Below are 26,620 nucleotides of genomic sequence, written 5' to 3' on the forward strand. Positions count from 1 at the left end.
CGTCGCCGGCATCCCCTCATCGCGACGCCCCCTGACAGCTCCCCGAGCGACGGTGCGGGAGCCACGCACGCAGTCCGTCGCCAGCGTCCTCGCGCCGAGACTCACCGTGACAGCCCGCACATGACCGCGCGCTCCTGACGGCGAACACGCCAATTTCGCCGCGTCCGGCCCCGCGCGCTGCTGTCCAGTCCGCCGACATGAAACGCGATTCGTCGGAGGCATCTGGCGTTGTGCCCTGGTCTGCTCTAATGTGGGTTCAGCTACAACCGTGTGTGCCCCGTCAGAGGCGATGCGCCGTGACGCGCGACCGCCTGGGGCCGACGAGGGGAGGGACGATGCTGGAGCTGTTCCGGTCGCCACGCCGGGCCATGGCGTGGTTTGTCGAGGCCAGCCTGCTCTCGGTTCTGGTGTGCTGCGCGCCGGGCGTGCTCGTGGGGTGGGAGCACGCGCTGGACGGAGAGCGCTTCGGCCGGACGCTGAGCATCTCGTTGGTCGCGCTGACGTCGCTTTATTACCATGGCCTCTACGGGCCCGAGCCGCTCCCGGCGCGCGCGCTGTTCCTGACGACGTTCCGGGCGCTCGGCGTGGCGGCGGCGGTGCTGTGGCTCGCGTTCTGGCTCGTGCCGGACGCGGAGATGGGGGACCGGGTGCTCCTGATGTCGCTCGGGGCGGCGGCGCTCGTGCTGCCCGCGTGGCGCGCGGCGTGGAGCCGGGTCCTGAGGAGCGAGAGCTTCTGCAAGCTGGCGGTCGTGCTGGGCTCGGGCGAGCTCGCCCGCTCGTGCGCGGGCCTCATGCAGAAGGACGGCGAGGTCCTCGGGCTGCGCCTCGCGGGCCGGCTCGTCCGCGACGAGGAGCCGATCGACGCGCCCGACGTCGCGGGGAGATATCGAGATCTCCGGCGCCTCGTCGAGCAGCGCGGCGTGGCGACCGTGATCGTGGCGACCTCCGATCGCCGCGCCGCCCTCCCGCTCGAGGAGCTCCTCGAGCTGAAGTTCCGCGGCGTCGAGATCGAGGAGGGTATCGATTTCTACGAGCGCGTGACCGGCAGGATCTTCGTGCGCGAGCTGAAGCCGAGCCAGATCATCTTCGCCCACGGGTTCAGGGTGCGGCGGCGGACGCTCGTCGCAAAGCGGATCTTCGACGTCGTGTGCGCGACCGTGGGGCTCGCGCTCGCGCTGCCGCTCATGGCGCTCACGGCGATCGCGGTGAAGCTCGACTCGAGGGGTCCGGCGCTCTACTCGCAGATCCGGACAGGCGCCCTCGGGAAGCCGTTCAGGATCCACAAATTCCGGTCGATGAGGACCGACGCCGAGAAGAACGGGGCCGCGTGGGCCGTCGAGAACGATCCGCGCGTGACCCGGGTGGGGCGGTTCATCCGGAAGACGCGGCTCGACGAGCTGCCGCAGCTCTGGAACGTGCTCGTCGGGGAGATGAGCATGGTGGGGCCGCGGCCCGAGCGCCCCGAGTTCATCGACGCGCTGGAGAAGCAGATTCCCTTCTTCCGGCAGCGGCTCTGCGTGAAGCCGGGCGTGACAGGACACGCGCAGGTGCGCTGCCGTTACGGCGCGTCCGCCGAGGACGCGCTGGAGAAGCTCCAGTACGATCTCTATTACATGAAGAGCTTCTCGCTCTGGTTCGACATCTCCATCCTCATCGACACCGTGAAGGTCGTGCTCTGGCGAATCGGCGCGCGGTGAACCCGCGGCGAACGCGCGGTCGACGCGCGCGACCACGCGCGCGGGCGCTCCGCGGCGATCCACCGCGCGTGCAATGGCTGCGCTCTTTGCAGCCGAGCCCGGTGGCGCGGTGTCTGCAGGGAGCGCCCGGGGGGCCGGCGGTCGTCGGTCTCTGCGGGGGGATCAGCGATGAAGACGCGGATGAGGGCGAGCCTCGTGAGCTCGGTGTTTCTGGCCCTGGGCTGCGCGGAGCTGGGCTCAGCGCCGGGAGAGAGCGTCGGTTTCGCGGAGAGCAGCGTGAACGGCTCGACGTTCAGTTTCATCGAAGGTGGGTCCGTGCCCTACGTGCTCGGCTTCTCGCCCGAGACCGGCCAGATCCTCGGCGGCTCTCACAAGCTCCTGATCCCGACGAGCGGCGGCCGCGAGGCGATCGACGGCGCCAACTCGCCCTCGTACCTGCACCCCGATCTCACGGGCTCGCTGCTCCAGCTGAGCACGACGCTCCGGCAAGGCGAGGCGCAGACGAGCGCGTTCGCCTCCAACTGGTGGCCGCAGCGTCAGAACGGCATCGCCGATCGCTGGAATTCGCTGAACAAGAACTACTCCGACCGGACCTCCGACCCGGACAACCTCTCTCCGGTCGAGAAATACGACCTCCTCGTCCATCCAGGGCAGTTCGAGTCGCTCGCGGGCATCGCCACGTGGAGCATGGAGGATCTCAGGAGGCCCTCGTACATGCGCAACCCGCCCTACATCCAGCCCGCGGTCGTCGTGGCCGGGCCGGCGACACGCTGGGAGCTACAGCACCACGGGCTCTACCAGAACGTCTATCCCGAGTACTGGTGGGGGCACTGCAACGGGTGGTCGGCCTACGTCGCCGCCGAGGGCGCCGGGCCGCGCCGCGACGTCCGGGTGAAGCTCGTCGGCGACACCGTGACCGAGTGCAATTCCGTGGAGACCGGCTGCGTGCTCTTCCGCATGGCGGACATCGAGGCGCTCATGAGCGAGGTCTACTTCAGCGACACCGTGACCTTCTCGGGGCGCCGCTGCGAGACGCGGGCGGACCGGACGATGCGCGACGTCTACGGCAGGCCCATGGACCCGGCGTGCCGCGACCTGAACCCCGCCACGATGCACATCGCGATGACCGGCCTGCTCGGGATCGGCGCCAAGCCGCTGAGCGGCCCGTCGACCGAGCGAAAGCGGCTGATGTTCGTGGTCGATCACACCTGGGACGTGGAGGTGTGGAGCTTCCCGGTGAAGCAGTTCTCGATCGACGTCATCGAGGAGGTGAACGTGAGGGAGGCCGCGCGGCTCCTGTGCGGCGGCGCGTTCCACGGCGCCGACTGCTACAATTACAGGTTCAACCCGGACGCGCGGCGCTTCGCCCGCGTCGCGGGGCGCTTCTGGATGATCTCCGACTCGGTGACCGGCGACACGCTCCGCCTCCCGCCCGATCAGCGCAACGTCCCGCTCTCCGTGTCGGAGCTGCACTACGTGCTCGAGCTCGACGAGAACCTCACGATCCTGGGCGGCGAGTGGATCAAGAACCCCTCGATCCTCAACGGGGTCAACGGCAAGGAGCTCCACCCGGATTACGTCTGGATGCCGATCCGGGCCCAGGGCGCGGGCGAGGACGAGGACGATCTCGGGGGCTCCGAGGACAATCCCCATGTCTCGTACAAGAAGGTGAAGGCGCTGCTCACGCTCGCGCAGCGCGGCGGCTGAGGCGCCGCGCGCTCACAGCACGCGGGAGACGTCGAGGATCTGCCGCGGCCCCTCCGGGGGCGTGACGAAGAGCTGCAGCGCGATCTCGAAGCGCGGCCCCTGGAAGTACCCGACCCGGATCCGGTGCCTCCCGGGCTGGAGCACCACCGCGCCCTGCGCGCTCGCCGGCGGGTGCCGGCCGTCGTTCTCGATCACCAGGTGATCGTCGACGAAGAGCCGGGAGCCGTCGTCGGAGAGCAGCTCGAACCGGTGAGTCCCGCTGCGCGAGGTCACGAGCTCTCCCTCGTACGCGATCTGGAACCACTCGTTGCGGCCGCCGGGCACGCCCGGGAAGCCGCTCTCCCAGGAGCGCGGCGAGATGTCGAGCCGCGACGTGTAGAGCACCGCGACCGGGCTGAGCGACGCGGTGTTCAGGAGGTGAGACGTGCCGCTCGGCACGAAGTACACGAGGCCGCGCAGCGCGTTCACCCCCGCGGTCTGCGGGCCGCCGAAGTCCGTCGCCTGCCCGATCACCACGACCCCCGGCGGCGCGGCGGGGACCGCGTCGATCGTGACCACCGCGCCGCTCACGAGGACCGGCCCGGCCTGCTGCGCCCCTGTCTCGGTCTGCGTCACGGCGCAGCGCCCGACGAGCACCACGGCGCCCGCCGCGACCACCACGAGGCACACCGCCATGGCCTTCACCACGACGGGCGTCGTCTTCCAGAAGACAAGAAATCTACTCATAAAAGCGCTCTCTGTCCCGCGGCCAGCTCGCCGCTCGGCGCTATGCACGCGGAGATCTCATGAGTTGTCAAGGAGAAGCGGCGCACGGGCGCCTCCGGCAACGGCGTGCGGTGCGCGCGTCACGGCGCCGCCGCCGCGAGGCGGGCGCGCACGAGATCGCGGTCGGGTAGTTCCTTATGTCGCCGCCGAGCGGGCCTCGCCTTCACGCGCGCTGGCTGCTGTCCCAGACGTGTACTAAGCGTCGTGGCGCCTTGATGCGAAATCACGGGGAGAGCCGCGAGGGTGCGCCGGCCGACGGGCCGCCCCGGCGGGTGCCTTTGGCCGATGGCCTCGTCGTCGCGCTCGGCGCGTCGGCCGGCGGCCTTGACGCTTTCAGGACCTTCCTTTCAGCGATGCCGCCCGACAGCGGGATCGCCTTCGTGCTCGCGCACCTGGATCCGCACCACGCGAGCGTGATGCCGCAGCTCCTGGCGCCCCACACGGCCATGCGCGTGCAGGAGGCCGCGGACGGGCTGCCGATCGAGCCCAACCGCGTCCACGTCCTCCCGTCGAACGCCACGGCCACCCTCCACGGCGGCGTCTTCCGGCTGAGCAAGCTCGCCGATCCGCGGGAGCACCCCACGGCGATGGATGCGCTGTTCCGTTCGCTGGCCGAGGACAGCAAGCAGCGGGCGGTGGCCGTCGTGCTCTCCGGGTCGGGGCACGAAGGCGCGATCGGGCTCAAGGCCGTCCGGGAGCACGGCGGGCTCACGATCGCGCAGCACCCCGAGGCGGCCCACCCCCCGGAGCTGCCGCGGCACGCGATCGCGACGGGCCTCGTCGACTACGTGCTCGCCGTCCGCGACATGCCCGCCGCGCTGCTCGAGCACGCGCGGCGCCTCCTCGTGGAGGGCGACCGCGCGCGCCTCGTCGAGGAGGAGATCGCCGCGCGCCTGCCGGAGATCTGCGCCCTGCTCCTCGAGCGCACCGGCCACGACTTCCGCCAGTACAAGCGGACCACGCTGCTCCGCCGCGTGCAGCACCGGGCGCGCGTGCTGCGGGCCACCTCCATCGCCGACTACCTGGCGCTGCTCCGGCGCGAGGCGGACGAGCCCGTCCACCTCGTGCGCGACCTCCTCATCGGCGTGACCGAGTTCTTCCGCGACCCGGACACCTTCGAGGTGGTGCGGCGAGATCTCGTCCCCGCGCTCTTCGCCGAGCGCAGGGCGGACAGCCAGGTGCGCGTCTGGGTGCCGGGCTGCGCCACCGGGGAGGAGGCCTACACGATCGCCATGCTCCTCCTGGAGCACGCCGCGTCGCTGCCCGCGGCCCCGCGCATCCAGATCTTCGGCACCGACGTGGACGACCGGGCCATCGAGATCGCCCGGCAGGGCCGCTACCCCGAGGAGGCGACGCAGCACATCTCGCCCGAGCGGCTCGCGCGCTTCTTCGTCGCCGAGGAGGACGGCGCCCGCTCGGTGGCGAAGGAGATCCGCGATCTCTGCGTCTTCTCACGGCACGACCTCATCCAGGATCCGCCGTTCTCGCGGATCGACATGATCTCGTGCCGCAACGTCCTCATCTACCTCGAGGGCGAGCTCCAGCAGCGGGTGCTCGGGATCTTCCACTACGCGCTCGTCGAGGGCGGCCACCTGCTCCTCGGCCCCTCGGAGAGCGTGTCGCAGCGGGGCGAGCTGTTCCGCGCGGTCGACGGCAAGCGGCGCATCTTCCAGAAGAAGCGCGGCGCCCTGCGCGGGCTGGCGCGGCTCCCGTTCGCGGAGCGGGTCGGCACGGACCGGCGCGCGGGCGAGCCCTCCCGCGGGACCTTCTCGCCCGACCAGAGCATCGAGCGCACCATCGAGCGGCGCCTGCTCGATCGCTACGGGCCGCCGTGCGTCGTCGTGAACGAGCAGGGCGACATCGTGTACCTGTCCGGCGAGACGGGGAAGTACCTCGCGCCGTCGACGGGGGCGCTCGACGTCAACGTCTCGAGCATGGTGCTGCGGGCGCTGCGCCCCGAGGTGCGGTCGGCCGTGCACCGCGCCGTCAGGATGCGCGAGCAGGTGGTGCACGAGAACATCGCGGTGGAGACCATCGCGGGGACGCAGCGGATCAACCTCGTCGTGCGGCCCCTCGGCGATCTCGAGGACGAGCTCGGCCTCTTCGTCGTCCTGTTCGACGAGCTCCGGCCGGCCGCGCGGGGAGAGGCGCCGCCGGCCGGGCCCCGGCGCGAGAGCGGATCGCTCGTCGATCAGCTCGAGCACGAGCTCAAGGCGACGCGGGAGCACCTCCAGACGACGATCGAGGAGCTCGAGACCTCGAACGAGGAGCTGAAGAGCTCGAACGAGGAGCTCCTCAGCATGAACGAGGAGCTCCAGAGCCTGAACCAGGAGTTCGAGGCGCTGAACGCCGTTCTCAGGACGAAGATCGAGCAGCTCGACGCGGCGAACAGCGACCTCCAGAACCTCCTGCTCAGCACGCAGATCCCGACGGTGTTCCTCGACGAGGAGCTCAGGATCCGGCGGTTCACGCCCGCGGCGACGGAGGTGTTCCGGCTGATCGAGGGCGACGTCGGCAGGCCGATCCTCGACATCGCGGCGCGCTTCGACGCCGCGTCGCTCGTGCCGGACGCCCGCGACGTGCTGCGGACGCTCGCCCCGCGGGAGCGGGAGGTGCGCCTCGACGACGGCCAGTGCTGCTACATGATGCGGATCCTCCCGTACCGCACGCTGGCGAACGTCATCTCGGGCGTGGTCGTCACGCTCGTGGACGTGACGAGCCTGAAGGAGGCCGAGCTGCAGCGGGGTCGGCTCGCGGCGATCGTCGAGTCGGCCGAGCAGGCCATCCTCGGCGCGACGGTGGGCGGGGCGATCACGAGCTGGAACGCCGCCGCCGAGCGGATGTTCGGCTACGGCGAGCGAGAGGCGGTCGACCGGCCCGTCCACGTCCTCGTCGCGCCCGAGCGCGCCGACGAGCTGCGCGCCGTCTTCGAGCGGGTGATCGGCGGCGAGCGCGTCGAGCCCATCGAGACGGTGGGCGTCGAGCGCGGGGGCGGCCGCATCGACGTCTCGATCAACCTCGCGCCCATCCGCGACGGGGGCGGCAAGATCGTCGGCGCGTCCGCGATGGTGAACGACGTCACGCGGCGCAAGCGCGCCGAGGAGGCGCTCCGCGCGAGCGAGGAGGAGTTCCGCACGATCTTCGAGAGCGCCGTGGTCGGCAAGCTCCAGTGCGAGCCCGGGACGGGCCGCTTCGTGCGGGTGAACCGGAGGTTCGCGGGCATGCTCGGCTACGACGTGGCGGAGCTCCTCGGCAAGAGCCTCCACGAGGTCACGGCGCCGGAGGATCTGGACCGCATCGGCGAGCTGTACGGCCGCCTGCTGCGCGGCGCGATCAACGACTTCGCGCTCGAGAATCGCTACGTGACGAGGGACGGGGGGCGCCTCTGGGCGAGCACCACGGTGACCGCGATGCGCGACGGGGGCGGCCGCATCGTCCGCACGACGGCGGTGGTGCAGGACATCACGCTCCGCAAGCAGGTGGAGGCGGATCTCATCGCGGCGCGCGAGGCCGCCGAGCACGCGAACCGCACCAAGGATCAGTTCCTGGCCGTCCTGTCGCACGAGCTCCGGACGCCGCTCACCCCGGTCGTCACGGCGGCGTCGCGGCTGCTTCGCCGCGACGATCTGGCCGAGGACGTGCGGCGCGGCCTCGAGATGATCCAGCGCAACGCCGAGCTCGAGGCGCGCCTCATCGACGATCTCCTCGACCTGACGCGGGTGGTCCGCGGCAAGCTGGAGCTCGTGACGCAGACGGTCGCGGCGCGCGCGGTGCTGGAGCACGCGATGGAGATCTGCGCCGACGAGGTCGACGCGAAGAGCATCCGGCTCACGCTCGACGTCGCGCCGGGCGAGCACTGGGTCTCGGCCGACGTCGCCCGGCTCGAGCAGGTGGTCTGGAACCTGCTCAAGAACGCGGTGAAGTTCAGCTATCCAGGGTCGCAGATCGCGCTGCGCTGCTACGAGCAAGGCGGGCAGGTGGTCATCGAGGTCCGGGACGAGGGCGTCGGCATCGAGCCCGAGGTCCTGCCGCGGATCTTCGACGCGTTCGAGCAGGGCGACGCGGCCATGGCGCGGCACTTCGGCGGCCTCGGCCTCGGGCTCGCGATCTCGCGGGCGATCGTGCAGCTCCACGGCGGCACGATCGTCGCGTCGAGCCCGGGGCGGGGGGGCGGGGCGACGTTCCGCGTCTTCCTCCCCGCGGCGAGGCCCCCTGCGTCCGCGGCGCCGGCGCAGGCGAGGGCCGCCGGGGCGGTCGCGCCGAGGCGGTCGCTGCGCATCCTGCTCGTGGAGGACCACGAGGACACGGCGGAGATGATGAGCGAGCTGCTCACGCTGACCGGCCACACGGTGCGCATCGCCCGGAGCGTCCGCGCCGCGCTCGATCTGGCCAGCGCGGAGGCGTACGATCTGCTCGTGAGCGATCTCGGGCTGCCGGACGGCAGCGGCACGGATCTCCTCGAGGCGCTCCGGTCCGCCGGCAACGCCGTCAAGGCGATCGCGCTGAGCGGCTACGGGATGGAGGAGGACCGCCGCAAGACGGCGCGCGTCGGCTTCCTGGAGCACCTCATCAAGCCGGTGAGCTTCCGCGACCTGGAGGCGGCGATCCAGCGGGTGTTCGTGGCGCCGTAGGCGGTCGGGACGGGCCCCGGACGCCGCTACGCCCGCGTGCGGCCCTTTCGCGGGCCCTTCCTTGCGGCGGGCGGGGGCTTGCGCGGCGCAGGCGCTGGTGGAGGCGCTGGCGCTGGTTCGCCTGCGGGGGCCGCAGCTGCGCCTTCCTGCGGCGTCTCCTCGGCCCCGTCCCAGAGGGCCGACAGCTCGAGCTCGATGGCGTCGAACGGCTCCGCCCGGACCCGGGCGCTGCCGTGGTGGACGCCAACGACGACCCAGCGCCCCGCCTCGAGCGCGAACACCTCGAGCGTCCGCGCGAGGGGATCGAGCAGCCACAGGTGCCGGACGCCGTGGCGCGCGTAGGCGGGCATCTTCGCTGCCCGGTCGGTGACGACGGTGCTGGGGCTCAGGACCTCGCACACCCAGTCCGGCGCGAGCGTGAACTTCGTCGTCGGGAGCCGCGGCATGCGCTCGATCCGCCAGCCCGCGAGATCGGGGACCATGTCGTCCTCGTCCCCCGGAGGCCCGAGGAGCAGCTCCGGCTCATCCAGGATGCGCCACCCGCCCGGCCCACCGCGGCCGCGCTGGAAGGGCCCGACAAGATCGGCGCCGAGCACCGACGACGCGTGCGCGTGCGGCGGCGCGGGGCGAGGGAAGACATGGAGCGTCCCGCGGATGAGCTCACCGACGAGGGGGGGCGGGACGGCCTCGAGATCGGCGAGCGTGGCGCGCTGGCGCTTCTCGGCAGGGAAGCCCATGGACGCACCCTGCGCCGCCCCCCTGCGGGAAGCAAGCGGGCCGATCGCAGCGATGACGGCCGACGCGTTCCTCGCGCACAGCGCCTGCTCGGCTCAGCGCCTCATGAGCCCGACTTCCTCGCAGGACTGCATCTGCAACGCAGCCCTTCGCAGGGAGGCTCCAATGAAAGGCGATTCGACGACAGGGAAGGAAAGTTGGCGGGGTGGACGGGACTCGAACCCGCGGCCTCCGGCGTGACAGGCCGGCGTTATAACCAACTTAACTACCACCCCAGTCCGACTCCCTCGAAGGGCCGCACCGACGGTGCGGCCCCGGAGGAGGCTCAGAGAAAAGGCGATCCGGATACAGGGAAGGAAAGTTGGCGGGGTGGACGGGACTCGAACCCGCGGCCTCCGGCGTGACAGGCCGGCGTTATAACCAACTTAACTACCACCCCAGACTCACATCCAGACGTCGTACCCAGGTCCTGACCCAGGGAGTGGGCGGGACAGGGGTCGAACCTGCGACCATCGGCTTGTAAGGCCGACGCTCTGCCGCTGAGCTACCCGCCCCGTCGGAGAGGTGCGCGACTCTACTCGCCGAGCCGCGTCCGTCAACATCTATTTTCGCATGAGCTCCGTCCCGGGCCGATCCGGCCCGGTTTTCGCGCGATCTCGCGTGGCCTGCAGGCCGCCCGAGCTCGTCGGTCGCGCCTGTTGTCCCGCCAACCCTTTCCGCAGCTCCCCTCACGAGATCTCGGCCGACACGGACGGACCGGGCCGCCTGCCCGCGCGCCGCACCAGCTCATCGATACACTTCTAGCGTAAAATTCCCGTGTGTCCGCGCTACGCTGCGCGTCAGCGGCGGTGGCCGCGAACACGCGTTGTGGAGGAGACAGCATCGTATGGCGGAGAAGATCGGCATCCTCGTCGGCTGGGAGCAGTCGTTCCCTCAGGCGTTCCTCGAGAGGTGCAACAAGGTGCCGGGCATCCGGGCGGAGATCGCGAAGATCGGCGGCACGCCCGAGCGCTTCGAGAGCCCCTACCGGGTGCTCATCGACCGGATCAGCCAGGAGGTGAAGCACTACCGCTTCCACCTGAAGGCCGCCGCGCTCGGCGGGGCGTTCGTGATCAACGACCCGTTCTGGTGGAGCGCGGACGACAAGTTCTTCGGCTACTCGCTGGCGTCGCAGATCGGCATCGCGACGCCGCGCACCGTCATGCTGCCCCAGCACGACTACATCCCGGCGATCGTCAAGGAGCGCAGCCTGCGCAACCTCGAGTACCCGCTCAACTGGGAGGCGATCATCGACTACGTGCGCTTCCCGGCGATCCTGAAGCCCGCGGACGGCGGCGGATGGAAGGACGTGTCGGTGGTGCGGAACCAGGAGGAGCTGCTCGCCGCCTACAACGCCTCCGGGCAGAACGTCATGACCCTGCAGGAGTTCATCGACTTCGACGACTACGTCCGCTGCATCTGCATCGGCAAGGAGCGCATCCTCCCGATCCAGTACGACCCGAAGGCGATCGGCCCGACCGGGCTCCGCGGCTGCTACGTGCAGCACGACGACGAGCGGTGGCTCCCGAAGGCGCTGCACGACCGCATCATCGAGGACGCGATCAAGATCAACCGGGCGCTCGGCTACGACATGAACTCGATCGAGTTCGCGATCCGCGACGGCGTCCCGTACGCGATCGACTTCACGAACCCGGCGCCCGACATGCACATCGAGCACCTGCGCGAGCGCTACTTCAACATCGCCGTCGACTGGATGGTCGCGTTCGCCGTGGAGTGCGCGCGCGGCGACCGGCGGACGCGCGACAGCTACGCGTGGTCGAAGCTCGTCCGCCCCTCCGCGGGGAGGGTGCGGCTCGGGGCCCCCAAATGACCTGCGTCGAAGGGCTCCTCGACGGCCAGTTCACGCTCGGCATCGAGGAGGAGTTCCAGATCGTCGACGCGCAGACGCGCGAGCTCCGGTCGTACGTGAGCCAGCTCCTCGAGGGGGGGCAGGGGCACAAGCTCCTGCGCGAGCGGGTCCGCCCGGAGATGCACCAGTCCGTCGTCGAGACGGGCACCGGCATCTGCCGGGACATCCGGCAGGCGAGGGACGAGCTCGCCGAGCTGCGCAGCAGCCTGAAGGCGCTGGCGCGGCAGGGGGGGATGCGCATCGTCGCGGCGGGGACGCACCCGTTCAGCGACTGGAAGAAGCAGGAGATCACCGACGGCGAGCGCTACCGGGGCATCGTCGAGGACCTGCAGGACGTCGCGCGCGCCAACCTGATCTTCGGGCTGCACGTGCACGTCGGCGTGAAGGACCGCGAGGTGGCGATGGCCCTCGCGAACCAGGTCCGCTACTTCCTGCCGCACATCCTCGCGCTGTCGACGAGCTCGCCGTTCTGGCTCGGCCGCTCCTCGGGGCTGAAGAGCACGCGCAGCGAGATCTTCAAGCGCTTCCCGCGCACCGGGATCCCGGGGCTCTTCGAGTCGTACGGCCACTTCCAGCGCTTCGTCGACCTCCTCGTGAAGACGGGCTGCATCGACAACGCGAAGAAGATCTGGTGGGACGTCCGCCCCCACCCGTTCTTCGACACGGTCGAGATCCGGATCTGCGACATGACGACGCGCCTCGACGACACGGTGGCGCTGGCGGCGCTCATCCAGGCCGTCATGGGCAAGCTGTACCTGCTGTACCGGCGCAACCTCGGGTTCCGGGAGTACCGGCAGGAGCTCATCGAGGAGAACAAGTGGCGCGCGGTGCGCTACGGCATCGACGGGCAGCTCATCGACTTCGGCAAGCAGGAGCAGGTGCCCGTCCGCCTCCTCGTCGGCGAGCTCCTCGAGTTCGTGCAGGAGTCGGCGGAGATCTTCGGGTCGCAGGGGGAGCTCGAGCGGATCCGGGCCATCCTCGCCGAGGGGACGAGCGCGGACCGGCAGCTCGCGGTCTACGCCCGGACAGAGCGCTTCGAGGCCGTCGTCGACGACCTGATCGAGCAGTCGAACCTCGGGCTGTAGACGAGAATTTCTGCCCGCCCGCCGGCTCTGCTACCGTGCGGCCGTGGGAATCGCTCCGCTTCGCTGCGCCGCAGCTCTCTCGGTGAGCTGCCTGCTCGCGCTGTCCGCCACGGCGGGCGGCGCGGGCTGCGCGTCGACCGAGTACGTCAACGAGGGTCCGGGGCAGCCGACGCCCCGGGCCTCGGGCTCGCTGCCGCCCGGCGCCGTGGGCGTCTGCAAGCAGCCGTTCACGAAGCGCCCGCCCATCGTGAGCGAGGAGCTCTGGGCGCACGCGAAGCCGTGCACGCCGCGCACGCCGCCGTCGTACATCCGGATCGGGTACGCGAAGGACGGCGCGGCGGGCACGGACCCCGAGGCGGAGCAGCTCGTCCAGCGGGTGCTCGAGGCGCTCGCCGAGGGGACGAAGCCCGACGGCGGCAACAACCAGGTCATGGGCGCGATCCGCGCCGTCCGGGCCTATGCGGCGCGCAAGGACGAGCTGCGCGCCCGGATCGTGCGGGACTCGGCGTCCGAGCAGACGTGCGACGTGACCTACCTGCTCAACACGATGTCCGCCGCGCGGAGCAAGCTGTCCGGGGGCGAGGCCTGCACCGCGGAGGTGTTCGACCCGGAGACGCGCGCCGAGGCGTGCCTCTTCGACACGAAGCGGCCCGAGGGGCTGTGGCTCTCGAGCGGCTGGTCGTGCATGACGTTCACCGGCGCGCTCGGGACCGAGGCGTCGTGCCACCAGCTCTGCGGCTACGACGACTACTGCGCGCGGCAGGTCTACTGCGCGGCCGGCGACGTCAACCTCCTGCTCTGCACGCTCGGCGTCTGCCTCCCGGAGCCGTCCGCGGGCGTCAAGTGAACGCCGCCGCGGGTGCGCCCGTCCGCGGCGCCGGGGTTGACGTCGCCGCGCGACGTGCGGCGACGTCCAGGTCCACCATCCCCGGCCGGGCCCTCGGCGTGCGGGGCTAGTCCGCCAAAAGGGCGCTCAGGCGATCGAGCAGGCCGCGGAGCACCTCGCGCGCGCCGCGCAGGTGCTCGCGCCCGTCGCGCACGAGCCCGTGCACGGCGCCGGGCACGGGCAGGATGCCCGCGCGGGCGGCGAACGCCGCGCCGGAGACGAGCAGCAGGACGACGAACAGCGCGAGGCGGATGCGGCGGCGCCACCGCCGCCGGGGGCGCGGCGCCGGGGTGACGAGGGCCGGCGGCGCGGAGGTGACCGGCTGCGCGAGGCTCGAGGAGGGCGGCCCCGGCGCGGCGGACCTGGGGGGCCCGTCGTCGAGGGAGACGGGGAGGATGCCGGCGAAGGTGGCGGGGAGGGGCGTGCTCCCGGCGGGCGCCTGCTGCCTGGCGCGCCTGTCGCCCCGGACCGAGGACGCGGTGCGGGCCTCGCCCCGCGACGTCATGCGGCTGTCCGCGAGCTGGATCGCGGTCGCGAGCTTCTTCCGGCGCTCCGCCACGATGTCGCCGAGCGTCTCGCGGACGAAGCGGCCGACGTCGCCGTCGGTGACCGGCGTGCCGATCGAGATCGCGATCTGGTCGAGCGTGCGCTGGAAGGACGCGCAGTCGTTCCACCGGTCCGCCGGGTCCTTCGCCAGGGCGCGCTCGATCGCCACCGCGAGGTCGAACGGGACGTCCGGCACGAGCTCGCGGAGCGGGACCGGGGCGAACCGCAGGATGTTCTCCATCGTCTTGGCGTCCGTCCGGCCGCGGAACGGGTGGTAGCCGCTGAGGGTCGTGTAGAGGAGGACGCCGAGCGAGAAGATGTCGGAGCGCCGGTCGACCTTGCCCGACGTGAGCTGCTCCGGGGAGAGGTACGGGATCTTGCCCTTGAGCTGGCCAGCGACGCGCGTCTCGTGGAGCCGGCCCGTGGCCTTGGCGACGCCGAAGTCGACGATCTTCACGATGCCGTCGAACGACACCATGACGTTCTGCGGCGAGATGTCGCGGTGCACGAGGTCGACGAGCTTGCCGTCGTCGTCGCGGAGCTCGTGCGCGGCGTGGAGGCCGGCGCAGATGCTCGAGGCGATGCGCAGGAGGATGGGCAGGGGGATGCCGCCGGTCGATTTGACCTGCTTGTTCAGCGTGGAGATGGTGTCGCCGTCGACCCACTCCATCACGATGTAGAGCACGCCGTTCTCGTCGCCGAGCTCGACGATCTCGACCGCGTGGGGGTGCCGGATGCGGGACGCGAGGCGGGCCTCGTCGAGGAACATCGCCTCGAAGGCCGGGTCGTCGCCGAACTCCGGCAGCATCGTCTTGATGGCGACGATCTTCTGGAAGCCGCGGGAGCCCACGAGGCGCGCCGCCCAGACGGCCGCCATCCCTCCACGGGCGACCGGCATGAGGATCTCGTAGCGGCCCAGCGTGTCTCCAGGCTTGAGGTCCGACAAGATCTGCACGCAGTGGTCCTAGAAGGGGAGGCGGAGTGTGGAGGGGTGGAGCTCGAGTGCCGCCGTTACGTTCGTGGAGGCGCGCTGCCTCGACGTCGGCCGGAGCGACGCAGCGCCGTCGCCCCGCACGTCACGAAGGAGGTCCCGCGAAGCCAGGGTGCCACGAAGCGGACACGGACCTCAAGATCGGGGGCGAAGGCGGCCGAGGGTAATGATCTCGGCGGCTTCCGGGCCGAAGCGCTCGTGCCGCGGCCGGTCGCGGCCGCCGCGATCGGTCTGACGATTCGCCCAGAGAGCCGGGAAACGCACGTGGACCGAGCGTGGACCGAGCGTGGAGCGCGCGGTGGCCGGGGGTGCTCGACGAGGCGTCGCTCCGCGGGGAGAGAGCCCGTTCAGGCTTGACATCGCAGGCGGGCTCCGGCGCGCGGCGCGTCGCGGCGGATGGGTTGCGAACGCGGTCGGGCAGGGGAGCGCAGCGAGCGCAGCGGTGGGACCGAGGTGCGCGCGCAGATCAGCGCGCGAAATGGGAATGGAGGGAACGGAGCGCCGCGGAGAACGCGGCCGCGGGCGCGGGAGACGCGGGCCGCGGACTCGTGGTACAGGGGGAGCGACCTGCTCGACGAGGCCTCATGGAAGCCAATTTGCGCCCCATCCCGCCGCCGCACGACGAAGACGACGAAGACGTGCACTGGGCGCTGTCGACAGCGACCGCCCTGTGGGCGCGCGGCGAGCGCGAGGAAGCGCTGAGGTGGCTGCGCCGCGCGGCGGAGCAGGCCTCGGACGCCAACGCCGACCTGCGCGCCCTCGAGCTCTTCAAGGCCGCCGCGGAGGTCGCGCAGAAGATCGATGCGCCTCCCGCGGCGGCCGCGGAGGCGCCGCCGACCGCCGGGAGCGTGCCGCCGAAGGCGCCCCTGAGCGCGCCTCCCCAGGCGCCGGGCGCTCCTCCCGCGGGGGCGAGCGCGCCGCCGCCCAGGCCGGGCGCCTCGGGGCCGGCGGCGCAGCCGTCGCGGCCGCCAGGGCCGGCGGGCGCGGACGCTGGGCGGGTGGAGCGCGGCGGCGCCGGCGCGAGCTCGCCGTCGGCCGTGAAGCGGGCGCCGCTTGTCGGCGCGCCCGCGTCCGGGGCGGCACGCCCGGCGCCGGCCGCCCCCGAACGTACCCCGATGCCGGTCAAGTCAGCGGCCGGGCGCGCGATGACCCCCACGCAGCTGTCGCCGTCGGGGCGCACGCCCGGCCCGCCGCCGGCGCTCCCGGCGCGTCCCACGGCCGCGACGGCCGGCGGCCCCGCGGGGGGGACCGCCTCGACGGCCGCGCCGAAGGGGCGTGCGATCGCCGGCTTCTCGTCGGCCCAGACGCGGGTGTCGTCGACCACCGCGGTGACCGAGGAGGTGCCCGTGGTCAAGCTCCCGGCCGCGAGCGTGCGCACGGGCCGGGGTGCGGGCGTCGCGCTCAAGGGCACGAGCGACGAGCAGCACGCGACGGAGGTGGATCCGCCGGCGGATCAGCGCGAGACGGTGCCGACGAACATCGCCGTGGGGCCCGGCGGTCGGCTGGTGGGGAGCCCGGTCGTCGGGGCGGCCTCGTCGCAGGAGGCGACCGAGCGGCGCCCGCGGCTCTGGCCCGAGGGCGACGATGAGGGCACCACGCGCCGGCCGCTGACGCCGCAGGAGCAGCGGGTGCTCATGGAGCACCGGATCGAGGACCTCGACGAGGAGACGCCGATGCTCGGCCTCGAGCAGATGGCGGGCGACGGCGAGGGCTCTGCCGCCGCTCCGCCGGAGCTGCGGGCGGAGCCCAACGGGTCCGACGAGCGCGGCGGCTGGACCGAAGCCGAGCCGGACGACGACGACGGCGGCGCCGCGGAGGACCCGCAGGGCGAGTCGACGCTGGCGACCGGGGAGCTCGCGGGGGCGACGCCGGCCAAGGGCGCCGACGCGAAGGCGGCCGCCTGTGCGCGCGCCGCCGCGGACGACCGCGGGACCGCCGCGGTGGATGCGTCGTGGAGCGATGCGCCCTACGAGGGGGAATGGCAAGCGCCGCCGCCGAGGCTGCCGGCGTCGCAGATCGAGCCGCTGCCGGCGCTGCGGGTGGCGGTGATCGGCATCTCGAGCACGGGGGAGCTGCGGCTCGTCCCGATGGACGGGAGGAACGCTCCGCCGCGGGGCGCGGCGCTCGGGATCCTCGTGCCGCTGAGCCCCGGGGACGGCGAGACGATCGCGCGGCTGCTCCAGCTACGAGGCTGAGCCGCCGCGGGGGCGCGGCGCAAGTTCGGCAAGAAGTGGGGTGATCCGCGTATCGCGCGGTAGCCTCGGGGCATGCATGACGATCGGACGGCGCCGAAGCGCATCCGCATGACGGGGCTGCAGGAGGCCCAGCTACCGGCGCTCGTGGCGCTGGAGCAGGCCTGCACGGCGATGTACCACGAGATCGGCTTCGACGCGGCGGAGGTGCCGGCGCGGACGCTCTCGGAGCTCATCGCGCTGACGCGGCGGCACGACGTGCGCGTCGCGGAGGCGGACGACGAGGTGGTCGGCTACCTGGCGTGGCGCGACGAGGCGCCAGGGGTCGCGTACCTGGAGGAGCTCTCGGTGCACCCGGATCACCAGCGGCGCGGCATCGCCACGCGGCTGCTCGAGGAGCTCCACGAGCGGGCGCGGGAGCTCGGGATGGAGCAGGTCGTGCTGCGCTCCAGGGAGAAGGCGAGCTGGGCGCAGGCCTTCTACAGGAAGGCGGGGTTCGCGCCGCTCGGCGACGACGCGCCGGCGAAGGTGCGCGCGTGGGGCAGCGAGCAGGAGGCGTCCGGGAAGCCGCTGGATCGAGCGGGCGAGGTCGTCCTGTGGGCGAAAATTCCGCTGAGGGCGTCAGGGGAGCCGGGCGAGGACGGCGGCGGTGGCTGAGCCGGGTGAGCCGGCCGGTAGCAGGAAGCCGGCGGCGGTCTGAGGGCGGCGCTCGCGGCGGGGGCGCTGACCGAGGTTGCGGTACTGACCGACGTTGAGGTGACCGACCCGGGTTGAGGTGACCGACCCGGGTTGAGGTGACCGACCCGGGTTGAGGTGACCGACCCGGCGTCGGACCGAACGTGGACGGGCCGACCGCTGGGGTGGCCGACCGAGGTTGAGGTGACCGACCCGGGTTGAGGTGACCGACCCGGCGTCGGACCGAACGTGGACGGGCCGACCGCTGGGGTGGCCGACCGAGGTTGAGGTCCGGGACCGGGGTGGGGTGACCCGGGGTGGGGCGACCGACCCGGGTTGAGGTAACCGACCCGGATTGGCTGGCCGAGGCTGGGCCGACCGAGGTTGAGGTGACGGGACCGGCGACTGACCGACCGGGGTTGAGCCGTGGGCCGGGACGGAGCCCTTGGTCCGGGACGCGCCCGGATGCCGGTGGTGACCGACCGAGGTCGGGCCGCGGACCGGACCGACCCGGGGCGGCTGGGCCGGAGCGTCTCGAACACCGCCTGGGGCGTTAGTTGACATAATGTTTCTTATGCGATCCAAGGTCAGCACCGGGGCAGGGGGGCCTCACGCCGGTTTCGGGAGCAAATCCGAGCACGTGGACGCGGTTATCGCTGGCCCCGACGCGCGCGCCGTCACCTCGGGCGCACCGCAACCCGGGGCCGCCGCGGGTCCGCTTCCGTCGCGCTCAACCCGGGTCGGCCTTCGGCCTGCGCGTTCCCGCCGCCCCCCCACCGCGAGCGCTCCACCCGGCCCGCCCGTCGCCCCCGCGAACGTAGCTACGCGCCCGCCGCCGCGGCTTCCCGGGCGCGCCTCCGTGCGCCCCCCCTTCAGCCCAGCGTCCCGCCGTCCCCGCCGTTCCCCAGAACGGGCGTTCAGCCCTTCGGCACCGGCGGCGTCTCGACGTCGAGGCTGAGAAGCGCGCCGCCGTTGGTCAGGACGAACGCGCGCCGGCCGTAGGCGGCCGGCGTCATCGCGATGCCGCCGCCGGTCTCGATGCCGTCGATCACGGCCCCGTCCAGCGGCGAGAACAGGAAGATCCCGTAGCGCGTGGTCGTCACAAGCAGCGCCCCCGCGAACGGCACCGGGGCCGAGATGCCGCCGTCGGGCAGCTCCCGGCGCCAGATCGTGCGGCCGTCCTCGGGATCGAGGGCCCATAGGCCGGTCGAACCGGAAGACGCGAGGAGCACCGTCCGCTCGGGCACCACCGGGCCGCCGCCGCTCCGAGGCTGGTGCGCCGGCTGCTGCCACAGCACGAGCTCCGTGACGCCGACCGCCGCCTCGTTCACCCAGGCCCGGGTCCCGTTCTCGGCGTCGAGCGCGAACACCCCGCCCGCGTAGCCCGCCACGAAGACCACGTCGCCCGAGGCGATCCGACCGAGGACCGGCGTGGTGTCCGTGTCGAGGTACTTCGGCGTCTGCCCGCCCGCGCTCTGCTCGGCCTCGGCCGCCAGATCGACGAGCGCCCACTGCTCGGACCCGTTCTTGAGGTCGTACGCCATCACGACCCCGTCGGAGAACGCGGTGTACACCTTGTCCCGCCCGAGCGCCGGGCCGGCGTGCCCGGAGACCTCCATCCCGAACGCCGGCGTCCGGTGCTGGTGCCACCGCATCGCGCCCGTCGCCGCGTCGAGCGCGATCAGCGTGTCGTTCGCGTTCGTCACGTAGACCACGCCGTCGCGCAGCACCGGCCGGCGCGTGACCTCGGCGTTGGTCATGAAGCGGTACAGCAGCTTGCCGTCCGAGGCGCGCACCTTGTACAGCGCGCCGTCGTTCGAGCCGAAGTAGACCGAATCCGACGCGGCGTCGTAGAGCGGCTCGCTCTGCACCGGGCCGACCGTCTCGAAGCGCCAGAGGACGTCGCTCGTGTCGGCGCGCACCGCGTACAGGCCGTGATCGCTCGAGCCCACGAAGATGCGCCGGTGCGCCACGTCGATCTCGGGGCGGCCGCGCTCGTACGCCTCGCCGACCTTGCGCGTCTCGGCGGTGAGATCGCGGCGCATCGTGATGCCGAGCGCGCTGCCCGGGTGGTGCAGCCAGAGCGGCGCGTCGGGCGCCGCGGCGACGCCCAGGTTGCCGCAGCCGCCGAGCGACGCGAGACCCAGCCCGACGAGCGCGACGCCCGCGGCGCGGCTACTGCTGCGCATCGCCCGCCTTCTTCTCCGCGCTCTCGCGCGCCCGGCGGATGAGCTGCTCGATCTCCTCCGGCGTCATCGCCTGGCCCTTCGGGCCGCCGAACGCGGCGCGGGGCGGCGCGGCGGCCGGATCGATCTTGCGCAGCATCTCCTCGACGACCGCCTCGAGGAACTGGAACGAGCGGCCGTCCGGCGACGGCGCCTGCAGCTTCTCGTGCGCGCTCTTGAGCAGCTCCTTCGCCTTGTCGGTCTCGCCCTTGGCCAGGTGGATCCGCGCCTGGTGATACAGCGCGAGCTCCTTGTAGCCCTTCATGTCGATCGCCTCGAGCTCCTTGAAGGACGCGAGCGCGCCGTCGAGATCGCCCTTGCCCTCCTTCGCGAAGCCGATGCCCTCGATGGCGCGCCCCTTCACGTCGGGATCGGCCCCGGCGAGCGGCGACGAGGCCACGGCGCTGTAGGCGTCGAGCGCGTGCGCGTAGTCCTTCTTGTCGAGCAGGACGCCGGCCTGCCCGAGCTTCGCCAGGATCGCCGGCCCGGTGCCGCCGTGCTCGTCGATGACCTTGTTGTACGCGGCGAGCGCGGTGTCCGATCGCTCCTCCGCGCTCTTGAAGGTCCTCGTGACGTCGAGCTCCTTCTCCTCGTCGGTGCGCGTGTCCTCGGCGAGCACCCTGCCCCGGTCCGCCGCCACCGCGCTCGCGAGCGCCGACGACGACACAGCGTCCTTCTTGTCGGCGTGCGACAGGTAGAACAGCACGCCGCCGGTCGCGACGATCGCCGCCAGCACGCCCCACTGGACGATGTGGAAGTTCTTCTTGATCCACCGGCCAGCGCCGGTGCTCATGCGGGTGAGCGCGTCCTCGACCATCTCGCCCGGCAGGAGCTGGACGGGGCGGCGCCCCTCGGCCTGCTCCCTGCGGCGCGCGAGCAGCTCCTTCGCGCGGGCGTTCTTGTCCTTGGGCAGCTCCTCGCCCGTCGACTTCTTCTTGCGGCGGCGCGCGGTGGCCTCCTCGCGGCGGCGGGCCGCGCGGTTCGGCGACGCCTCCACGGCCTCGCCCCCCGCCGCGTCCGCGGCGGGGGCCTCGTCCTCCTCGGCCACGCCGAGCGCCTCGGCGACCCGCTGCGCAGCCTCGTCGCCGCCCTCGTCGCCGGCGTCCTTCACCGGAGCGCCGCGAGGTGGCCGCGCCGGGGCCGCCTCCGCAGCCCCGTCGTCGTCGCCATCGCTCCGCGCGGCAGCGCCCTCGTCAGTCCGCGCGGTATTCTCTTCGGCCTTCTCTCGGTCCTTGTCCGACACGCGGCGGACTCTAGTCTCGCGGCCTGCGGCGTCAATCTGGCCGGTGAGCCGCGTCGCCCGACCGCGGCGGCGAAGCCCCATGATCACCGGCGCCGGCGTCGCCGGGCGACCAGGGCGCGGGCGGCGGGGGCGGGATCTCGTCGCTCAGCGGGACGACCGCGCACGCGAACACCTCGACGTTCTGGGTCGCGTAGACAACGAAATCGGCGTAGCTGCCCGGCTGGGCGCCCGTCGCGGGCGGCAGCGTCGCGAACGCCTCGGTCGGCTCGCTCCCCGGCGGGACGACGAGCGTGACCGCGCGGTCCGCGTCGAGCTCCGGCGCGCTGGCCGGGACGATGGACGCGCCGTCCCGCTTCGGCGGGCGCGCGCCGCGCTTCGGGCTGCCGAAGCGCACCTCGCCGGGGCGGCCGTCGTCCGTCCGGGCGCGGCAGAGGACGCGCACGCCCTTGCCGTTGCCCGCCTTCGGGATCACCACGCCGAGGCCGACGCCGCTCTTCGCGAAGCGGCGCAGCCGGCCGAGATCGCGCTCGCGCGGGCCGCCGAGCAGGTCGAGGATGTCGGCCCGCAACGCGAAGCCGAGCCCGCCCGGCAGCGGATCGGGCGTGCCCAGCATGCGCAGGAGCGGCGCCCGGAGCTCCGGGCCGGCGCCGAGCTTCACCAGCGCCTCCGCGATCGCGACGCGCGCGGTCTGGTACGGCTCCTGGCTCAGCCGCTCGGCGAGCGCCGGCCGCGCGGCGTCCTCGCCGATCGCGGCGAGCGCGGCGGCGGCGTACGGGCGGAGCCGCACGTCGCCGAGCGCCGCGATGAGCGGCGGCAGCGCGGCCTTCACCCGGATCTTCGCGAGCGCGTCGATGATCTCGCGCGCCCGCTCGAACGGCGTCACCTCGGCCGGATCGGCGGCGCCGCCGTCCTGCTCGGGGCCCCGGACCGCCTGCCGGAGCCACGCGACGAGCACGTCGTCGCCGCGGCGATCGCCCGACTCCGCCAGCGCGAGCGCCGCGAGGCGGCGCCACTTGCGATCGGGATCGACGACGAGATCGCGCGTGAGCGGCGCGCCCTCGCCGAGCCGCGTGAGCGAGAGCGCGGCCCAGCGCCGCACCTCGTCGTCCTCGTCGCGCACGAGCGCGAGCCGCAGCGACGGCGCCGCCTCGGGGCGGCGCAGATCGAAGAGCACCTCGCCCGCCTTGCGGCGGATCGCCACGTCGGCGTCGTCGAGCAGCGCCGCGACCTCGACGACAGCGTCGGCGTCGCCCGCGATGCCGCGGCGGAGCGCGTCGGGCCAGCCCTTGCCCTCCTTGCGGAGGCCGCGGACCTCGTAGCGCCCGTGCGACGCCTCGACCGCGCGCAGCTCCGCCCGCATCGCGCCGAGCTCCGCGGGCCGCAGCGCGGAGATGTCCTGCGCCTGGCGCGGATCGGTCGCCACGTCGTAGAGCGCGCACGCGCCGATCTTGCGCGCGCAGACGAGCCGCAGCGTGCCCTTGGCGAGCAGCGTCTGCGTGTCGGTCTCGGAGAACGCGAAGCCCGGCAGCGCGGGCGGCGCGCCCGGCGGCGCCGCCTCGGCCTGCTGCGCCGCCTCGTCGCCGCGCGCGAGCAGCGGGCCGAGATCGGCCCCGCGCACGCGCGCCGGCCGCGGGATGCCGAGCCCCGCGAGCACTGTCGGCAGGAGATCCACGAGCTGCACCGGCGCCTGCACCGCGCGGGGCGAGAGCAGGCCGGGCGCGCTCACGATGAGCGGGACGCGCGCCTGCTCCTCGTACACCGTCGTCCCGTGGTAGCGCCCGCCGTGCTCGCCGAACTCCTCGCCGTGGTCGGCCGTGACGATCACGACCGCGTTCGGCCGGCCCCTGCGGATCTCGTCCACGATCGCGCCGACGCCCGCGTCGGCGACGGCGATCTCGGCGTCGTAGCGGTCGATGTCGCGGTCGCCGAGCGGGTGCTCGGGGTGCGCCTCGTACGGCTCGTGCGGCTCGAAGAGGTGCACCCAGAGGAACGCGCGCTGATCCGGCGCGAGCCCGGCGACGTAGGTCCGCACCTGCTCCACCCGGAGCTCGGCGCTCGCGAACTCGATCTTCTGGTACTCGAAATCGAGCGCCCGATCCCGCAGCGCGCCGAAGCGCTCGCCGTCGATGAAGAACACCGCCGGCGGGTAGAAGCCCGCGGTCTTGTAGCCGTAGCGGCGGAGGTGCTGCGCGAACGTCTCGGAGTCCTCCCCGAGCCCCTGCAGCACGAGCGGGCGGATGTACTTGCCCGTCATGAGCGACGACACGGCGTACGAGGTGTGCGGCGTCGGCGTGTACGCCGCGTCGAAGCGCACGCCCTCGGCCGCGAGGCGGTCGAGGTTCGGCGTGATGTTCCGGCCGTAGCCGTACGCCCCCACGTGATCGGCGCGCAGCGCGTCGATGCTGATCAGCACGATGTCGCGCCCCCGCAGGTCGATCGCGTGGCCGCTGGCGCGCTCGTCGAGCGGCGCCGCGTCGAGCGGCTCGGGCGGCGAGAGCGCCGCCGCGAGCTCGACCACGTGGCCGAGCAGCGGGCCGTGCGTCGCGTAGATGAGCCGGATGTTGTCCGCGAGCGCGAGCCTGTCGGCGGCGCCGGGCGCGAGCGCGGCGCCGAACGCGAACAGGACGAGGGCGAGCGCGGCGCGCACGAGCCTGGGCGAGCGCTGATCGCGCCGCTCGCGTTCGCCGCCGCCGCCCGCCGCGCGCACGGGCAGCGCCGGGGTCGCGAAGGCCGCCGCCGCGAGCGTCAGCGCCGCGAGCCCGAGGTGGAAGGCGGCATAGAGCCGCGGAAGGACGCGCGCGTTCGCGACCTCGAGCAGCGCGACCGCGCAGATCGCGGCGACGAGGAGCCACCGGCCGGAGGCCACGGCGCGCGCCCGCTTCAGGGCGCGGGCGACGCGCGGCGCCAGCGCGAACGTCGCGCCGGCCGCGAGGAGCGCGAGCGCCGCGACGAACGGCGCCCGACGGCCCCCCTCGAACATGCGGCCGGCCGAGACGCCGAAGCCCACCGCGCCGCCGAACGCGCCGGCGATCAGCGCGGCCACGGCGCGGAACCCGCGCCGCTCGGCGCGCATGACGATCTCGAGCACGGCCCCGAGCAGGGCGGCGCACGGCGCCGCGGCCGCGAGGGCGAGCGGCAGGAGATCGCGGGCGGCGCGGCTCAGCTCGTACGGGCCGACGAGCTCTCGCCACCGCAGGGCGCCGACGACGACGAGCTCGGCGAGCGCGAGCGCCGCCAGCGCGAGGTAGGCGTCCGCCATGCGCCACCCGATCTCGGTCTCCAGCTTCCGCGGCGGGGCGTCGGAGCTGCCGCTCGCGAATGCGGCGCGGCTCGGCGCCGGGGCCGGCGTGGACGGCCGCGACGGGCCGGCGTGCGGCCGCGGCGCCGCCGGAGCGCGGTGGCCGAGCGCGCCCTGGGCGGAGGCGCCCGCGAGCGCCTCCGCGGCGGCCGTCGCGTCAGGGCGGCTGCTCAGGGTGCCTCGACCGGGGGGCACGGAGCCCCCCGGGTGGCGGCCGGCGCCCCCATGGCCCCGCGGGCGCATCGGAGCGGGCCCGTTGCGATCGGTCATGCGTAGGAGACTTCGAGGATCTCGTACGTGCGCGGCCCGGCCGGCATCATCACCCGGACCTCCTCGCCGACCTCATGGCCCAGCAGCGCGCGCGCGAGCGGGGAGGCGACGGAGATGCGGCCGACCTTCAGATCGGCCTCCTCGGGCCCGACGATCTGGAAGCTCTGCTCCTCGTCCGTGTCCACGTTCGCGAGCTTCACCTTGGCGCCGAACTGGACCTTGCTGCCGCTCAGCTTCGACGGATCGATCACCTCGGCGCGCGAGAGCGTCTGCTCGAGGTAGCTGATGCGGGCCACGATCATACCCTGCCGCTCCTTGGCGGCGTGGTACTCGGCGTTCTCGGAGAGATCTCCGTGCTCTCGGGCTGTTCCGATGTCCTTGACGACCTGCGGTAGGTCGACCTCTTTCAGCCGTCGCATCTCTTCACGGAGCCGCGCTTGCCCCTCGGGCGTCATCGGTACTTTCTCGGAGGACATGGTGGGACGCTTTTAGCATGGCTCCCGGCCGGGAGACGACGGTGCCAGGCCGCGCGAGCGCGGAAGGCGCCGACCGCCGGGGCCGCCGGGGCTCCCTACCCCCGCCAGCGCACGATCTTCCGGGGCGGCCGTCGCGCGTGGGCGTCCGCGGACTTTGTCGCGCTCCGGACGAGGGCCGCCGCGGTCCGGGAGAGGTCCTCGGGGCGCGGCCCGCCGGGCGGCACGGCGCCGGCGTCCACCGTCGCGGTGGCCGCGCCGCTCGCCTCGGCGACGCGCACCTCGACCGGGACGTCCGCGTCCGGGAGCCGCACGAGGCCGCGGTAGACGAACTCGCCCGGCGCGCCCCCGGCGTCGGTCTGCTCCAGCACGTACCGCGCGCCGGAGGACGGCCGGCCGCCGGTCTGCGTCACAGCCGCGGCCTCGAGCGCGCCGGGGCCGACGCCGCCTTGGCGGGCGCGCGGCCGGGGCCCATCTCGTCGAGGAACCGCCGCGCGGTCACGGCGAACGGCCCGCCCCAGTCCCGGATGACCGACTCGAACACCGCGCGCGCCTCGTCGCGCTTCTTCATCTTGAGGAGCGTCTCGCCCTTGAGGACGAGCGCCTCGGGGTCGAGCCCGGAGCCCGGGAACGTCTTCAGCGCGTAGTCGATCCGCGCGAGCGCCGCCTCGAACGCGTCCTCCTTGAGATAGTAGCGCGCCACATAGAGCTCGTGCCGCACGAGCCGCCCCGTCACGACCTCGAGCATGTAGGCCGCGTCCTCGCGGTAGCGGCTGCGCGGGAACTGCCGGAGGAACGTCCGGATCTCCCGGTGCGCCTCGATCGTCGTCGCCTGATCGCGCTCCTCGGCCGGCGGCAGGAACACCGTGTCGTCGATGTCAAGGAAGAGCGCCTTCGCCATCCTGTACTTCGCGTACTCGATGTTCCGATCCGTCCGGTGCTCCTGGATGAACGCGCGGTACGCCGCGATCGCCTCCGGGTACTTTCCCTGCTCGAAATCGAGGTCGGCGATGCGGAGATCGGCGAGCCGCGCGTAGCGGCTGTAGGCGAAGCGCCGCTTCAGCTCCGTGAAGAGGGCGCGCGCGTCCTCCCAGTCCTTGGCCTGGAAGGCGGCCATCGCCTCGTTGTACGCGGCGCGCGCGTCCTCGGTATACGTCAAGGTGGCCGTGCGACCGTCGTTGAATTCGAAGTCGCAGCCCACGAGCCCGCCCAGGGCAGCGAGGCACCCGGCGAGGACGGCGGCGGAGGGTCTCATCGAGCACGCCTCGTACCCAATCCGGCGCCGGCGCGCC

17 protein-coding genes and 3 tRNA genes are annotated in these 26,620 nt (G+C 72.9%); 8 read left to right on the plus strand and 12 right to left on the minus strand.

Going from position 1 to position 26,620, the window contains the following annotated elements; all coding sequences use genetic code 11:
* Nucleotides 1–335: 335 nt before the first annotated feature.
* Both WMF24_RS18765 and WMF24_RS18770 read left to right on the plus strand, forming a co-directional pair.
* Nucleotides 336–1,697, plus strand: coding sequence for a TIGR03013 family XrtA/PEP-CTERM system glycosyltransferase (locus tag WMF24_RS18765; RefSeq protein WP_437737799.1), 1,362 nt, complete (start codon nucleotides 336–338; stop codon nucleotides 1,695–1,697).
* Between the two features lie 168 nt (nucleotides 1,698–1,865).
* Entirely contained in the window at nucleotides 1,866–3,404 is a 1,539-nt protein-coding gene (locus WMF24_RS18770; RefSeq protein WP_437737800.1) for a hypothetical protein, read from the plus strand.
* A 12-nt stretch (nucleotides 3,405–3,416) separates the two neighbouring features.
* Here WMF24_RS18770 and WMF24_RS18775 read toward each other — a convergent pair whose 3' ends face one another.
* Nucleotides 3,417–4,130, minus strand: coding sequence for a PA14 domain-containing protein (locus WMF24_RS18775; RefSeq protein ID WP_437737801.1), 714 nt, complete (start codon nucleotides 4,128–4,130; stop codon nucleotides 3,417–3,419).
* 254 nt (nucleotides 4,131–4,384) lie between these two features.
* On the opposite strand from WMF24_RS18775, the gene WMF24_RS18780 reads away from it, so the two are divergent.
* Nucleotides 4,385–8,800 (plus strand): CheR family methyltransferase, encoded by a 4,416-nt coding sequence (locus tag WMF24_RS18780; RefSeq protein WP_437738821.1) that lies wholly within the window; start codon nucleotides 4,385–4,387, stop codon nucleotides 8,798–8,800.
* Between the two features lie 26 nt (nucleotides 8,801–8,826).
* Here WMF24_RS18780 and WMF24_RS18785 read toward each other — a convergent pair whose 3' ends face one another.
* The 4 genes from WMF24_RS18785 to WMF24_RS18800 all read right to left on the minus strand — a co-directional run bounded on the left by WMF24_RS18785 (nucleotide 8,827) and on the right by WMF24_RS18800 (nucleotide 10,089).
* Nucleotides 8,827–9,537 carry a Uma2 family endonuclease gene (locus WMF24_RS18785; protein WP_437737802.1) on the minus strand — a complete coding sequence of 237 codons (711 nt, stop codon included), beginning with the start codon at nucleotides 9,535–9,537 and terminating at the stop codon, nucleotides 8,827–8,829.
* A gap of 196 nt (nucleotides 9,538–9,733) precedes the next feature.
* Nucleotides 9,734–9,810, minus strand: a tRNA-Asp gene (locus WMF24_RS18790).
* Between the two features lie 87 nt (nucleotides 9,811–9,897).
* A tRNA-Asp gene (locus WMF24_RS18795) sits at nucleotides 9,898–9,974 on the minus strand.
* A 43-nt stretch (nucleotides 9,975–10,017) separates the two neighbouring features.
* Nucleotides 10,018–10,089: transfer RNA gene (locus tag WMF24_RS18800), tRNA-Val, on the minus strand.
* Between the two features lie 332 nt (nucleotides 10,090–10,421).
* Between WMF24_RS18800 and WMF24_RS18805 the strand changes: the two genes are divergently transcribed.
* Genes WMF24_RS18805 through WMF24_RS18815 form a run of 3 tightly spaced genes read left to right on the plus strand, consistent with a single transcriptional unit; the run spans nucleotide 10,422 to nucleotide 13,376 of the window.
* Nucleotides 10,422–11,405 (plus strand): ATP-grasp domain-containing protein, encoded by a 984-nt coding sequence (locus tag WMF24_RS18805; RefSeq protein ID WP_437737803.1) that lies wholly within the window; start codon nucleotides 10,422–10,424, stop codon nucleotides 11,403–11,405.
* The gene (locus WMF24_RS18810; RefSeq protein WP_437737804.1) at nucleotides 11,402–12,529 is read left to right on the plus strand and encodes a carboxylate-amine ligase; all 1,128 of its coding nucleotides are present in this window, start codon (nucleotides 11,402–11,404) and stop codon (nucleotides 12,527–12,529) included. The genes WMF24_RS18805 and WMF24_RS18810 overlap by 4 nt, the downstream gene beginning before the upstream one ends.
* A gap of 43 nt (nucleotides 12,530–12,572) precedes the next feature.
* Nucleotides 12,573–13,376 carry a hypothetical protein gene (locus WMF24_RS18815; RefSeq protein ID WP_437737805.1) on the plus strand — a complete coding sequence of 268 codons (804 nt, stop codon included), beginning with the start codon at nucleotides 12,573–12,575 and terminating at the stop codon, nucleotides 13,374–13,376.
* Nucleotides 13,377–13,482: 106 nt separating this feature from the next.
* Here WMF24_RS18815 and WMF24_RS18820 read toward each other — a convergent pair whose 3' ends face one another.
* Entirely contained in the window at nucleotides 13,483–14,916 is a 1,434-nt protein-coding gene (locus WMF24_RS18820; RefSeq protein ID WP_437737806.1) for a serine/threonine protein kinase, read from the minus strand.
* 620 nt (nucleotides 14,917–15,536) lie between these two features.
* Between WMF24_RS18820 and WMF24_RS18825 the strand changes: the two genes are divergently transcribed.
* On the plus strand, nucleotides 15,537–17,147 hold the full coding sequence (locus WMF24_RS18825) for a hypothetical protein (protein WP_437737807.1): 1,611 nt from the start codon (nucleotides 15,537–15,539) through the stop codon (nucleotides 17,145–17,147).
* A 72-nt stretch (nucleotides 17,148–17,219) separates the two neighbouring features.
* Entirely contained in the window at nucleotides 17,220–17,801 is a 582-nt protein-coding gene (locus tag WMF24_RS18830) for a GNAT family N-acetyltransferase (RefSeq protein ID WP_437737808.1), read from the plus strand.
* 935 nt (nucleotides 17,802–18,736) lie between these two features.
* Here WMF24_RS18830 and WMF24_RS18835 read toward each other — a convergent pair.
* The 6 genes from WMF24_RS18835 to WMF24_RS18860 form a co-directional block, all read right to left on the minus strand.
* Nucleotides 18,737–20,008 (minus strand): outer membrane protein assembly factor BamB family protein, encoded by a 1,272-nt coding sequence (locus WMF24_RS18835; RefSeq protein ID WP_437737809.1) that lies wholly within the window; start codon nucleotides 20,006–20,008, stop codon nucleotides 18,737–18,739.
* Nucleotides 19,995–21,287 carry a tetratricopeptide repeat protein gene (locus WMF24_RS18840; protein ID WP_437737810.1) on the minus strand — a complete coding sequence of 431 codons (1,293 nt, stop codon included), beginning with the start codon at nucleotides 21,285–21,287 and terminating at the stop codon, nucleotides 19,995–19,997. The genes WMF24_RS18835 and WMF24_RS18840 overlap by 14 nt, the downstream gene beginning before the upstream one ends.
* 31 nt (nucleotides 21,288–21,318) lie before the next feature.
* Nucleotides 21,319–24,780 carry a sulfatase-like hydrolase/transferase gene (locus WMF24_RS18845; RefSeq protein WP_437737811.1) on the minus strand — a complete coding sequence of 1,154 codons (3,462 nt, stop codon included), beginning with the start codon at nucleotides 24,778–24,780 and terminating at the stop codon, nucleotides 21,319–21,321.
* 71 nt (nucleotides 24,781–24,851) lie between these two features.
* Nucleotides 24,852–25,331: a transcription elongation factor GreA gene (gene greA, locus WMF24_RS18850; RefSeq protein WP_436609937.1), complete on the minus strand. Its 480-nt coding sequence runs from the start codon at nucleotides 25,329–25,331 to the stop codon at nucleotides 24,852–24,854.
* A 95-nt stretch (nucleotides 25,332–25,426) separates the two neighbouring features.
* Nucleotides 25,427–25,741: a hypothetical protein gene (locus tag WMF24_RS18855; protein WP_437737812.1), complete on the minus strand. Its 315-nt coding sequence runs from the start codon at nucleotides 25,739–25,741 to the stop codon at nucleotides 25,427–25,429.
* On the minus strand, nucleotides 25,738–26,583 hold the full coding sequence (locus WMF24_RS18860) for an outer membrane protein assembly factor BamD (protein WP_437737813.1): 846 nt from the start codon (nucleotides 26,581–26,583) through the stop codon (nucleotides 25,738–25,740). The genes WMF24_RS18855 and WMF24_RS18860 overlap by 4 nt, the downstream gene beginning before the upstream one ends.
* Between the last annotated feature and the right edge of the window lie 37 nt (nucleotides 26,584–26,620).

The sequence above is a fragment of the Sorangium sp. So ce1335 genome, from assembly GCF_051521615.1.
In the GTDB taxonomy this organism is placed as follows: Bacteria; Myxococcota_A; Polyangia; order Polyangiales; family Polyangiaceae; genus Sorangium.